Consider the following 12000-nt stretch of genomic DNA (forward strand, 5'->3'; position numbering starts at 1 on the left):
ACTTTTCCCCGTTACAGATGAATAAACAGAGCGTAAAGCAGCCCTGAAAGTAAGACCGAGACCGGCAGCGTCAATACCCACGCCAGCGCGAGGTTACGAATCGTTGAGAGCTGCAGGCCAGATTTATTGGCGGCCATCGAACCGGCCACGCCTGATGACAGGACGTGCGTGGTGGAGACCGGTAAACCGAAGATATCCGCTGCGCCGATGGTCGCCATCGCCACCAGTTCGGCACTGGCACCTTGCGCGTAGGTCAGATGGGTTTTACCAATGCGTTCACCCACCGTGACCACAATGCGGCGCCAGCCCACCATGGTGCCAAGACCAAGGGCAATCGCGACCACCACTTTTACCCACATCGGGATAAAGCGCGTGGCGGCATCCAGCTCTTTCTTCACGGCGGAAAGATTGCTGGCGATCTCTTCCGGCAGCGCCACTTTGGCGGTTTGCAGATGTTTGATGGTTTCGGAGGCGAGATACATATCGTTACGGGTGTTGGTCACCGCCTGGGCCGGGATATTCTCCACCGCACCATAACGACGGATCTGATCGCCGATGTCGCCCAGCATCATGCCGAGGGCAGGCAATACCTGTGGACGGTTCTGACTGGTGCGCACAAATTCGGTCAGCACTTCACGCGGTGCAGGCATTGCAGCCGGTGCCGGTTGCAGCGTCAGCAACTGCTGTTCGGTGACCTGAGTCAGTGCTGCCACGCGCGGGATTTGGTCCGGCGGCAGTGAACGGTTCAGGGCGTAAGCAATCGGCATAGTGCCAACCAGAATCAGCATGATAAGGCCCATGCCTTTCTGACCATCGTTCGAGCCATGCGCAAAGGAGACGCCGGTACAGGTCAGGATCAGCAAACCACGGATCCACGGTGGCGGTGGCTGGTTGCCTTTTGGTGCTTCATACAGCTGACGGTTGCGGATCAAAGCTTTCATCGCCAGCAACAGCAGCGCGGCACAGATAAAGCCCACCACCGGTGACAGCAGCAGGGCATAACCCACTTTAATCGCCTGATCCCAATCCACACCGCTGGTGCCGCTGCGGCCGTGCAGCAGGGCATTCGCCACACCCACGCCGATGATCGAACCGATCAGCGTATGTGAAGATGACGCCGGCAGGCCGAAATACCAGGTGCCCAGGTTCCAGATGATGGCCGAGAAAAGCAGCGCATACACCATGGCGAAGCCGTTGCCGCTACCTGCCTGCAGAATCAGCTCTACCGGCAGCAGCGAGATGATGCCAAATGCCACCACGCCGCTGGAGAGCAATACGCCGAGGAAGTTGCAGAAGCCCGACCACACCACCGCTACACCCGGCGACAGGGAATGGGTATAAATCACCGTGGCGACCGCATTAGCGGTATCGTGGAAGCCGTTGACGAATTCAAAGCCGAGTGCAATCACTAATGCCACGCCCAGCAGCAGGAACGGCGTATAGCTGGTGACCGGCGCGCCCGTTTCTTCAACGTCATTAAACAGGTTGATAGCGGTGAACAGCAAGCCGCCGCATAGCAGGATCAGGAAGATGATACGTGAGACGCGACCGTTGCCTTGGTTAAGATTCGGACGTCCATTTTGGGACGATGATGTCGATGTTGATGCAGGTAAACTGTTTTCAGCCATAACACACCCCGGTGTGGATTGACGGTGCTCGAATGGCACCCGTTACTTGCAGTGTGATACGGGGTTTGTATGACAGAATGATGATCGCGATCACGCTCTGTCATCTTGCTGTAACACACCTGTCGCAGTCTGTGGATCTGACCGCTTCGGGATCATCACGCTGCCATGCTCCAGCCTGTCCTGCCGTTTGCCTCGTTACCGGACTTCAATAATGAAGTGGCCGGTCTTATTCATGGGTATCTGTTCACGCCGGAAGCAGCACCACAGCGGCTCAACGCCCGTGAAGCTGCCCAGCTTGCACAGCAAGATTTGCCGGAATCCTATTTTCTTTGGCTACACATCAACCTCAACCATGCGCGTGCCGAGCGCTGGGTTCAGGACCACTTTAGTGTAGATGATGATTTTTTCGACGAGATCCATTCTGCTTCACCCCGCACCCGTTTAGCTCATCAAAACGATGCGCTGCTGGCGGTGCTGAATGACGTGACTTTCAGTAAAGAAGAGCGCAGCACGCAGAACGCCACGCTGTGGATTTGGTGCTGTGAACACACTATCGTCACCGCACGCTATCGGCCTGTGGGAATGATTGAACGTATGCACCAGCAAATCGATCGCCTCTCTTTTGCTGAACCCGATGCGATGTTGCTGTGGCTGCTGGGTGAGCAGGAGGCTCAGCTTGAGCAGGTGGTTCGTCGTTCCAGTCAGGCGGTGGACGCCGTTGAAGAACGGCTGCTCAGTGCGGCGATAAAAACCAACCGCACTGAACTGGGCCATCTGCGCCGCATGCTACTGCGCGTGCAGCGTTTGCTGGCACCGGAACCCGCCGCGTTGTTCCGTTTGTTGAATCGGCCACCCAAATGGCTCAAACGTGAACCGCTAAGTGAACTGCGCATTTTTACGGAAGAGTTCAGCGTGGCATTAAATGATCTGGCAGGGCTGATGGAGCGCATTCGTCTGTTGCAGGAAGAGATTGCTGCCAGCTTGATGGAGCAGAGTAACCGCACGTTGTTTTTACTGACGGTGATCACCGTGCTGGCGCTGCCGATTAACATCATTGCCGGTTTTTTCGGCATGAACGTAGGCGGCATTCCGCTGGCCAGTAATCCGCACGGTTTTTTACTGCTGGTGATTGTGGTGCTGGTGTTTACCCTGGTGGCGGGCTGGCTGGCGCTAAGACGGCGGCGGGAATGATGCCGCGTGCACACGGCGAACACCGCGCATTATCAACGTAGGGTTGCCATTTATGGCAAACGCCCACAAAAAAGCCAGCCGCAATGGGCTGGCTTTTTTACTGCATGCTAATCAGCAATTACAGGCTGTTGCCGGTCGCTGGCGCAGGCTGAGCAACCGGTGCTACGTCACCCTGCGGTGCAACGGCGCTGGCGCCTTGCGGGGTCATTGGCTCTTCTTTCGGCGTTGCGTCAGAAGATTCCTGTACCGGCACCGGAGCAGGCATCACTTCACCCTGTGGACCATTGATTTTAGTCGGCATACCGTTACGCGCCTGGATAGCATTGTTCACCGCATCCTGGTTGGTGCTGCCATCGGCAATCACTTTGGTCACGGCTGCGGTCAGGGTAATCGGCACCACTTCACGCGAGTTGAACTGCTCTTCGGTGGTTGAGAGTGGATTGTGCACTTCAACATAGCGAGAACCGTCTGGCTCAACGGTGGCTTTCACCGGCTGATCGATAAACTGTACGCGCGTACCCACTGGCACGTTGTCGAACAGCCACTTGATGTCGTCAGCACGCAGACGCACACAGCCGTGGCTTACGCGCAAACCGATACCGAAGTTAGCGTTAGTCCCGTGCACCGCATACAGACGACCAATGTACAGCGCATACAGGCCCATTGGGTTATCCGGGCCAGCTGGGAACACCGCTGGAATGGTTTCGCCACGTGCCGCGTAATCCGCGTGCATGCCTTTGGTCGGTGTCCAGGTTGGACCGGCTTTCTTACGCTGAACGGTAGTGGTCCAGTTCACCGGGGTGTCTTTACCCAACTCGCCGATACCGATTGGCAGCACGACCACGGTCTTGGTGCCTTTCGGGTAGTAATAAAGACGCATTTCCGCGCTGTTGATCACGATGCCTTCACGCGGAGCGTCAGGCAGGATCAGCTGCTGAGGGATCACCATTTTGGTGCCCGCTTTTGGCAGATACACATCAACGCCCGGATTGGCTTCCAGCATGTTGCTGAGGCCCATCTGGTACTGTGCAGCAAAGGCTTCCAGCGGAAGTCGGCTGTCATCAGGCACGGTGATTTCAAGGTTTTCGCCGATCAAACGGCTGTTAGCCGCTGGCAGCGGATACACTACTGCGAATGCTGACTGGCTGAATGCCGCCAGTACCAAAGCAAGTGAAGCGAACGCGCGAATGCTCTTTTTCATGTTTTTCAAGTCGTTACAGCCGTGTTTCAGGCTTGTCAGTGTGTCGAATCCATCTCGGTCTCAATGACCCGGTGCGCATTATATGTTCATAGGCGTCAGGATGGGAATCATGATTTTCACTAGCTGATGATACTTTACCCAATTAGCACGTTTTCCCCGACCCATCTCGTTGTCGTACCGCCCAAAATGTGAATTTTCTTAAGGCTGCCACAGCGTCACTTCATTGCTCAGTTTACGGTTGAGGAAAAAAGCGGCGCTGATTAATGCCAGATGCGATAACGCCTGCGGCATATTCCCCAGCGCTTCGCCGTGGGTGGTAAATTCTTCGGCGTACAGTCCCAAGGGATTGGCATAACTCAGCAGTTTCTCAAACTCAAAATGGGCCTCATGCACGCGGCCGGCACGCGCCAGACACTCCACATACCAGAACGAGCAGGCGGCAAAAGAGCCTTCCCCTCCGGTTAATGCATCGGCAGGCGTCTCGCTAATGTTATAGCGGCGCACTAAACCGTCGCTCACCAGATGCGTTTTAATCGCGTCCAGCGTGGCAATCCAGTCGGGATCGGTTGAACTGACAAAGCGCACCAGCGGCATCAGCAGCATGGAAGCATCAAGGAATTTTCCGCCGCGCGTGGCGGTAAAGTGGCCCAGTTCCGGGCTCCAGAAGTTTTTCCAGATATCGTCGCGGATCTCACTGCGCACACGATCCCAACGCTCATACGGCATCGGCAGCGAACGCTTCAGGCCGAGACGCAGCGCACGATCCAGTGCCACCCAGCACATCAGGCGTGAATGCAGAAAGTGTTCCGGCTCACCGCGCATCTCCCAAATCCCGGCGTCAGGCTGATTCCAGTTGCCGCAGACGTAATCAATCATGTCGGACACATGCCGCCAGCCGCGCTGAGAAATGGCTTCACCATATTTGTTGGCGAGATAAATGGCATCCATCAACTCGCCATAAATATCGAGCTGAGTCTGTCGCCACGCATCATTACCGATGCGCACCGGACGTGAGTTGGCATAGCCAGAGAGATTGAGCAGCTCGGTTTCGTGCAATTCGGTGCCGCTGTCCAGACGATACATCACCTGCAGATGCGGCGTGTCGTCATGGCTATGTTCAACGCAGCGCCCAACCCAGTGAGTGAAATCACGCGCTTCTTCCACGTAGCCCAGCCGCATCAGTGCATACATGCTGAAGGAGGCATCACGGATCCACGACGCGCGATAGTCCCAGTTACGCTCGCCGCCCAACTCTTCCGGCAAACCAAAGGTTGCGGCAGCGGCAATCGAACCGTGCTGTTTGGAGGTGAGCAGTTTTAGCGCCAGGGCGGATCGCGTCACCATCTCCTGCCAGCGACCGCGATACGTGCTGTGGCTGCTCCAGTGCCGCCAATAGCTCAGGGTCTCACTGAAGCACTGCTCCGTGGCGATCTCGGCGACGAAGGGATCTTCATCGCTGCCGAACACAAACTCAGCGGATTCCCCGGCTTTGAGGGTAAATTCTGCCACCGCACTGTGATTTTCACGGGTCATCACCACCGTGGCGCTGAGGCGTAACGCGGGGTGACCTTCCGCCAGAAACGCGATGCCGCCAGGACGCAATTCGGTGCTTGTTTCAGCGCGGGCATAATCATGGCGCGGGGCACACAGCAGATTGAAGGTCGCGGAACCGCGCACCATTTTGACCCGACGTACCAGTCGCGGCACTTTATTCGGCTGATCGCAGATCGGCATGTAATCGGTGATTTCCGCCACGCCAGCATCGCCTAACCAGCGCGTCTGCAAAATATTAGTGTCCGGCAGATAAAGCTGCTGCTGACGGGCATTTTTCCAGTCGGGCGCCAGAGAGAACAAACCGGCTTCGTCGCCATCCAGCAGGGCGGCAAACACGGATGGGCTGTCCAACTCGGGCCAGCAGAGGTAATCAATGGTGCCATCATTGGCGATGAGCGCACAGGTGCGTAAATCCCCAATCACGCCGTGATCATCAATTCTGCGTTTAATTTTGCTCATCCTGCCTCCTTGACTGCATCTGATTGTTAACTATAGACGAAAGGGTTTTTTCGGCTGACACGAGGCACAGATCGATAACTTCTATACTGTGAAGACACCCATCACGCAGGAGAATGTTATGGCACTCGGAAAACAGAAAGTGGCTGTAGTGACCGCATCGGATTCCGGCATTGGTCGCGCATGTGCACTGATGCTGGCAGAAGCAGGTTTCACCCTCGGCATTACCTGGCGCTCAGATGAAGAGGGCGCACAAGAAACGGCACGGCTGGTGGAGAGTAAAGGGCAAACGGCGCAAGTGCGGCAGCTTGATCTCTCTGACCCGCAAGAGGGTGGCAAACAGCTGTCGCAGTTGATCAACTCGTTGGGGCGCATTGACGTGTTGGTCAACAACGCAGGGGTGATGTTAAAGGCCGATTTCCTCGATGTGACCTTCGAAGATTGGCGCAAAACGTTCAGCGTGGATGTAGACGGATCCTTTGTCTGCGGACAAATCGCCGCACGGCACATGGTCGATCAGGGTGATGGCGGGCGCATTATCAATATTACTTCTGTTCACGAACATACGCCGCTGCCAGATGCTACTGCTTATACGGCGGCGAAACACGCTCTTGGGGGTCTGACTAAATCGATGGCGTTGAGTTTGCTGCCGCATCATATTCTGGTGAATGCCGTGGCACCAGGCGCGATTGCCACCGCCATGAATCACCTGACTAACGATCAGGCACGCAGCACGCGTATGCCGGAAATCCCGATTGGGCGTCCCGGCGATACGCGTGAAGTGGCAAGTTTAGTGGCATGGCTGTGTTCGGAGTGGGCGACTTACACCACCGGACAATCGTTTATTGTCGATGGTGGTTTTATGCTGGCCAATCCGCAGTTTAAAGGCTATCACCACTAGTCCGCCCGGCGGCGGTTCCAGCGGCGAATCACGTAACGCAGTGCGATGCCGAACACAATCGCCGCCACCAACCACAGCAAATGTTTAAGGTGCTGGTCGAGCTTATGCAGCCACGGCGTAATGATCTCCCCGGCGAAGTAACCGAGGGTGACAAAGATCAGCGACCAGAGTGCTGCACCAATCACGTTGAGTACAAAGAAGCGCAGCGGTTTTAACCGGCTGGTGCCGATGATGATCGGGCCAATAATGCGGAAGCCGTACATAAAGCGCACGCCAATCACAAACAGGCTGGGTCGCTTCTGAATCAGGCGATTGGCTTTACGAATGGTATCTTCATGTTTACGGAAACGGCGCAGGATGCGCGTGCCGTAGCGACGGCCGAGCCAGAACAGCAGCTGGTCACCGATAATCCCGCCAATCATCGCGGCCAGCACCACGCCGCTAAAGTGCAGTAAGCCTTCATGGGCCGCCACGCCGCCCAACAGGGTAAAAGTTTCCCCTTCCGCGATACAGCCAATCAGTAAGGCGAGGTAGCCGTATTGGGTAATTAATCCATTGATATCGAGATGCAAATTTTCCTCCCTGTCGCGAGTGATTCAGGTAACAGTTTATACGCCAGCAGCTTTTTTTGTGCCGCTGTCCGCAAAAACAGCAGCCCCGATTATACTTGAAGGGAAGCTGCCTGAGTTGCATGGCCTGATCGCTGAAGGGGCAGCCCATCGCATCAGAGGAGTGATTTTATGAATCATGTCTGGGGTCTTCTGGCGCATCCTAACCAGGAAATGCGCGATATCAAGCAAGAAAATGAGAGCGTTTCGCACCACTACACCCACCATGTTTTGATGATGGCAGCGATCCCGGTGATCTGTGCCTTTATCGGTACCACACAACTGGGCTGGAATCTGGGCGAAGGGCAGTTCGTTCAACTCAACCTGCTGACCGGCATCGGTCTCGGCATTCTGTTTTACCTGATTATCTTAGGCGGCGTGGCGGTGATGGGTCGCGTCATTCACTGGATGGCGCGCGATTATCCGCAGCGCCCGAGCGTTCCGCGCTGTACCGTTTTTGCCGGCTATGTCGCGACACCACTGTTTATCAGCGGCCTGGTGGCACTCTATCCGCTGGTGTGGCTGTGTGTGTTAGCCGGCGCGGTGGCGTTACTCTATACCGGCTATCTGCTGTACGTCGGCATTCCGGTGTTCCTCAACATTGATCGTGATGAGAGCATGCGCTTCTCAGGTTCTACCCTGGCGATTGGTGTGCTGGTATTCGAAGTGCTGCTGGCTCTGACGGTGGTGCTGTGGGGCTACGGACCGCGACTTTTCTAGTCGGCATTAAAACATCAACCGGGTGGTCATTTGGCCCCCGGTTTTTTAACGCCCGGAAACAATCTACCTAAGAAATTTCGCAGATAAACTTGTATTATGCTGCTGCCAGCCCGCATCCCGTCTGGTTTGATGCGCGCGGCCTGTGTCTCAAACACGGCGCAAAACTCCTCACCGGATTTTTTTGACACGATGTCTGTAAAAATGCGTATTTCCTTGCTGTCGCTGGCGCTGTTTGTCGCCGCGCCCGCAGCTGTAACTCCGGCACTGGCCGCGCCTGCTGCGCTGTCGAATCTGGCGCCGATTGCCCAACCGCAAATCGCTTCCGGCAGTGCCATGATTGTCGATCTCGAAACTAACAAAGTGCTGTTCTCCAGCCATCCCGACCGTGTGCGTCCTATTGCGTCACTGACCAAGCTGATGACTGCCATGGTGGTGCTCGACGCTAAGCTGCCGATGGACGAGATGCTGTCGGTTGATATCAGCCACACGCCTGAGATGCGCGGCGTGTTTTCGCGCGTCAAACTGAACAGTGAAATCAGCCGCCGCAACATGTTGCTGCTGGCGCTGATGTCTTCAGAAAACCGTGCCGCTGCCAGCCTGGCGCATCACTATCCGGGCGGCTACGATGCGTTTATTCGCGCGATGAACGCCAAAGCGCGCGCGCTGGGCATGACGCACACCCGTTATGTTGAGCCGACGGGCTTGTCGATTCAAAACGTCTCCAATGCGGAAGACCTGATCAAACTGGCCAAGGCCACGCGTCAGTATCCTTTGATTGGTGAACTGAGCACCACCAAAGAAGACACGGCGGTGTTTAAGCATCCTAACTATGCGCTGCCATTCCGCAACACCAACCATCTGGTGTACAAAAACGACTGGCGTATCGCCCTGACCAAAACCGGTTATACCGACGAAGCGGGCCACTGCCTGGTGATGCGCACGGTGATCAATAATCGTCCGGTGGCGCTGGTGGTGCTGGATGCCTTTGGCAAGTACACCCATTTTGCCGATGCTAATCGTCTGCGTGACTGGCTGGAAACCGGCAAAGCGGCGCCGGTTCCGGCAGCTGCGCTGGCGTACAAGAAGCAGAAATCGTCGCAGACGGCCAGCAACGAGTAATCACAACGTCTGTGTCAATTCACAGATGCGCAACGGATTGTGCGTCTGTGAGTTATCACTTCATTCCTATAGTTTCCGCTTCGGCTACGCTCTACACTGGCCGCCATTCAAAGTTAACTGGCATTTATCGGCTGAAATTGCGCTGGAATCTCATTTATATGTTCAAGCTTCGATCACTCGTTACCCCATTTTTACTGCTGCTGGTGCTGTTGAGCCCGGCACTGAGCTACGCGGATGACAGCACTGCCGCCGCGGCTCAGCAAGAAGACGCTGCGCCGAAGGTCAACCCAGCGGTTGAGCTGCCGAAAATGCAGAAAATTCTCGACAAGATCAAAGGTCAGGTCTCTGGCGATACCAATGAAAACCAGCTGAACCAGCTGAATGAAATGGCGCTGGAGTTATCCGGAAACGCCGAAACCCTCAGCCAGGCGCTGATCCCCCAGGGGCAGCAGCTGGATGCACAGTTAGCGGTACTCGGTCCGGCACCGAAACCGGACAGCGGCGTGAAAGAGACGCCGGAAGTGACGCGCAAACGCGCCTCGCTGGAGAGCCAGAAAAGCAAGCTGGATGACCAGATCAAGCAGGCCGACGGCATTAAAAATGGTGCGCTGGTGCTCTCCTCCCAGATCGTCAACCTGCGTCGTGACCAGTTGAAAAGCCAGCTGGCGCTCAATTCTGGCAGTATCCTGGGGCCGCGTTTTTGGGCACCGATGGTCAGCCGTCAGGATTTGGACGGTGAAAAGATCAGTGATTTTATCGCTGAACTGCAGGACACGGCGGCGCTCTCCTGGGAACCCGGTTGGCGTTTCGGCACCATTGGCTGGTTGATTGCGGCGATGCTGGTGATGACCCTGGGTCGTCGCTACAGCGAAGAATTTTTGGCCTGGGTGAGCATCAACAAATTGCCAGAGGGGCGCTTGCGTCGTAGCTTCCTGGCTGCGGCAATTGCCTTGACTACCCTGGCGGCCGTGGTGCTGACCTTCAACTTTATCGCGCTGGCGTTTACTCGCCGTGATGAAGTTTCTACTGACGTGCAGGATTTTGTTGAGCGCCTGGTGCAACTCAGCGTCTATTGCGGTTTGATCGCCGGATTAGGCCGCGCCTTCCTGTCCACGCGTCGTCCGAGCTGGCGCTTGCCGAGTATCTCCAATGAAGTGGCGCAGGCGCTGAAGCCGTTCCCACCGATTACGGCAGGACTGGTGTTTCTTTTCCAGACGGCAGAGTCCTTTAACTACAGCGTCGGCACCAGCCTGAACACCACTATCTTCGCGAACGGCCTGACGGCGCTGCTGATTGGCACCACCGGTATGGCGATCAGCATGCGTACTAATCGCGTACGCCGTCGTATGGTGCAAGAGGGCAATGCGCCGGAAGCGCGTCCAACCATTGTCGGGCTGGTACAGCTGGCACTGACGATTACTGCCCTGGCGATACTGATTTCGCTGATCGTCGGATACGTCACGCTAGCGCGCTTCCTCGGTTATGAAGTGATCTGGTGCGGCATTCTGTTTGGCTCGTTCTACTTCCTCAGCCATTTGATCAATGACGGCTGTGAAAGCCTGTTCTCCACCAACAACGCCACCGGCAAACGTCTGCAGACGTCATTGAATATTGATGAACGCCATCTGCAACAGGCGGCCACGCTGTTGGGCGCGGTGGGCAAAACCGCACTGATTGGTATTGTGGCGCTGGCGCTGCTGAATGGCACCTTTGCCTCGTCAACACCGATCGAGCTGATTCAGAAAGTGATTGAGTTCTGGGGCGGCAAAGGGCTGGAGTCGCTGAACATTGTGCCGGCGCATATGGTCAATGCCATTCTGTGTCTGGTGGTGGGCATCTACGTGCTGCGTTCGGTGCGTCGCTGGCTGGATAAAGATTTCCTGCCGAAAACCACCATGGATGTTGGTATGCGCGTGTCGTTGGTGACGCTGTTCAGCAACATCGGTTATGTGCTGATTATCCTGCTGACGTTGTCGATCATGGGCCTGCAGTGGAACAAACTGGCGTGGATCGTCAGCGCCTTGTCGGTCGGTATCGGTTTCGGTTTACAGGAGATAGTGAAGAACTTTATCTCCGGTTTGATTCTGTTAACCGAGCGCCCGGTAAAAGTGGGCGATCTGGTGAGCATCAGCGGCATTGAAGGGGATATCCGTCGCATCAACGTGCGCGCCACCGAGATTCAACTCAGTGATAAATCCACGGTGATTGTGCCGAACTCGCAGTTCATCTCGCAGAACGTGCGTAATGCCACCATGGGCAATGCGCAGGGGGTGGTGACCATTCTGTTGACCTTCCCGCTGGATATCGATCCGGTGCGCGTGCGTGAGATTCTGCTGGAGGTTTACGAGGAGAACGAGCGCATACTGGAAACGCCAGAGCCTTCCGTGTCATTCAAGGATTTGACCTCTGCCGGTATCGTGTTGAGTGTCACCGGTAACGTGGCGGGCCAGCGCCAGATTTCCAGCGCCAAAAGTGACCTGCTGTTCGATATTCTGACGCGCCTGCGCAAAGAGGGCATTGTGCTCTCCACGCCGCAGACGATGATCATTGAACGTCGGACGATGCCTGCCGCAGCGCAGGATGAAGGCGAGCAACTGCCTTAATCACATGGGCGGCTCTGGA

At 56.0% G+C, this 12000-nt stretch carries 9 protein-coding genes; 5 read left to right on the plus strand and 4 right to left on the minus strand.

Annotated features, from left to right (window positions below):
* Positions 1-11: 11 nt before the first annotated feature.
* Positions 12-1628, minus strand: a complete 1617-nt coding sequence (locus ACXI0A_RS07735; protein ID WP_476149538.1) for an inorganic phosphate transporter — start codon at positions 1626-1628, stop codon at positions 12-14.
* A 165-nt stretch (positions 1629-1793) separates the two neighbouring features.
* On the opposite strand from ACXI0A_RS07735, the gene ACXI0A_RS07740 reads away from it, so the two are divergent.
* Positions 1794-2819, plus strand: coding sequence for a transporter (locus ACXI0A_RS07740; protein WP_224929876.1), 1026 nt, complete (start codon positions 1794-1796; stop codon positions 2817-2819).
* A gap of 118 nt (positions 2820-2937) precedes the next feature.
* Here ACXI0A_RS07740 and ACXI0A_RS07745 read toward each other — a convergent pair whose 3' ends face one another.
* Both ACXI0A_RS07745 and ACXI0A_RS07750 read right to left on the minus strand, forming a co-directional pair.
* On the minus strand, positions 2938-4020 hold the full coding sequence (locus ACXI0A_RS07745) for a L,D-transpeptidase family protein (protein ID WP_476149537.1): 1083 nt from the start codon (positions 4018-4020) through the stop codon (positions 2938-2940).
* A gap of 198 nt (positions 4021-4218) precedes the next feature.
* Positions 4219-6033 carry a glycoside hydrolase family 15 protein gene (locus tag ACXI0A_RS07750; protein ID WP_476149535.1) on the minus strand — a complete coding sequence of 605 codons (1815 nt, stop codon included), beginning with the start codon at positions 6031-6033 and terminating at the stop codon, positions 4219-4221.
* 118 nt (positions 6034-6151) lie between these two features.
* Here ACXI0A_RS07750 and ACXI0A_RS07755 point away from each other — a divergent pair, with 118 nt between their 5' ends.
* Positions 6152-6931 carry an SDR family oxidoreductase gene (locus ACXI0A_RS07755; RefSeq protein WP_224929867.1) on the plus strand — a complete coding sequence of 260 codons (780 nt, stop codon included), beginning with the start codon at positions 6152-6154 and terminating at the stop codon, positions 6929-6931.
* Here the strand turns inward: ACXI0A_RS07755 and ACXI0A_RS07760 are convergent.
* Positions 6928-7503, minus strand: a complete 576-nt coding sequence (locus ACXI0A_RS07760) for a DedA family protein (RefSeq protein ID WP_200538939.1) — start codon at positions 7501-7503, stop codon at positions 6928-6930. The two genes, ACXI0A_RS07755 and ACXI0A_RS07760, sit on opposite strands and share 4 nt — an antisense overlap.
* Before the next feature lie 168 nt (positions 7504-7671).
* On the opposite strand from ACXI0A_RS07760, the gene ACXI0A_RS07765 reads away from it, so the two are divergent.
* The 3 genes from ACXI0A_RS07765 (at position 7672) to ACXI0A_RS07775 (ending at position 11981) form a co-directional block, all read left to right on the plus strand.
* The gene (locus ACXI0A_RS07765; RefSeq protein WP_224929865.1) at positions 7672-8259 is read left to right on the plus strand and encodes a Yip1 family protein; all 588 of its coding nucleotides are present in this window, start codon (positions 7672-7674) and stop codon (positions 8257-8259) included.
* Between the two features lie 189 nt (positions 8260-8448).
* Positions 8449-9378, plus strand: a complete 930-nt coding sequence (gene pbpG, locus ACXI0A_RS07770) for a D-alanyl-D-alanine endopeptidase (protein WP_224929862.1) — start codon at positions 8449-8451, stop codon at positions 9376-9378.
* A gap of 158 nt (positions 9379-9536) precedes the next feature.
* The gene (locus ACXI0A_RS07775; RefSeq protein ID WP_476149533.1) at positions 9537-11981 is read left to right on the plus strand and encodes a DUF3772 domain-containing protein; all 2445 of its coding nucleotides are present in this window, start codon (positions 9537-9539) and stop codon (positions 11979-11981) included.
* Positions 11982-12000 lie beyond the last annotated feature (19 nt).

It is taken from the genome of Pantoea sp. C1E2 (assembly GCF_056491465.1).

Bases quoted from the DNA above. Each gene is read 5' to 3' on its own strand.
- ACXI0A_RS07740 (WP_224929876.1), top strand. From the start codon at position 1,794: ATGCTCCAGCCTGTCCTGCCGTTTGCCTCGTTACCGGACTTCAATAAT.
- ACXI0A_RS07765 (WP_224929865.1), top strand. From the start codon at position 7,672: ATGAATCATGTCTGGGGTCTTCTGGCGCATCCTAACCAGGAAATGCGC.
- ACXI0A_RS07735 (WP_476149538.1), bottom strand. From the start codon at position 1,628: ATGGCTGAAAACAGTTTACCTGCATCAACATCGACATCATCGTCCCAA.
- ACXI0A_RS07750 (WP_476149535.1), bottom strand. From the start codon at position 6,033: ATGAGCAAAATTAAACGCAGAATTGATGATCACGGCGTGATTGGGGAT.
- ACXI0A_RS07745 (WP_476149537.1), bottom strand. From the start codon at position 4,020: ATGAAAAAGAGCATTCGCGCGTTCGCTTCACTTGCTTTGGTACTGGCG.
- ACXI0A_RS07775 (WP_476149533.1), top strand. From the start codon at position 9,537: ATGTTCAAGCTTCGATCACTCGTTACCCCATTTTTACTGCTGCTGGTG.
- pbpG (WP_224929862.1), top strand. From the start codon at position 8,449: ATGTCTGTAAAAATGCGTATTTCCTTGCTGTCGCTGGCGCTGTTTGTC.
- ACXI0A_RS07755 (WP_224929867.1), top strand. From the start codon at position 6,152: ATGGCACTCGGAAAACAGAAAGTGGCTGTAGTGACCGCATCGGATTCC.